1 protein-coding gene is annotated in these 339 nt (G+C 73.5%); it reads right to left on the reverse strand.

What is annotated here, in order from left to right:
- The coding region (locus tag KZZ06_RS20245; protein WP_219581783.1) for an AAA family ATPase at nt 1-339 on the reverse strand (339 nt) is incomplete at both ends.

The raw sequence follows: 339 nt of genomic DNA on the forward strand, positions 1-339 counted from the left end.
CCGGCCGTCTGCGCGGCCGAGAGCACCCGCTCCATCTGCCGCGAGCCCACCATCCCGGCCTCGTCGATGACGAGCACGTCGCGGGACGTCAGCGCGTCTCGTCCCTGCCCCCAGGCATGCTCCAGGCTCGCCAGCGTGCGCGAGAGAATGCCCGATCCCGCCTCCAGGTTCTCGGCCGCGATCCCGGAGAGAGCAGCTCCCCGAACCGTGTAGCCGGCCGCCTCCCAGGCCACCCGCGCCGCCGCGAGCATCGTGCTCTTGCCGGTGCCCGCATAGCCGGTGACGAGGGCCAGATCCGCCCCACCCGTCACCGAGCGGAACGCCGCGTCCTGCTCGGCT

Source organism: Sulfitobacter sp. CW3 (assembly GCF_019392245.1).
In the GTDB taxonomy this organism is placed as follows: domain Bacteria; phylum Pseudomonadota; class Alphaproteobacteria; order Rhodobacterales; family Rhodobacteraceae; genus Sulfitobacter.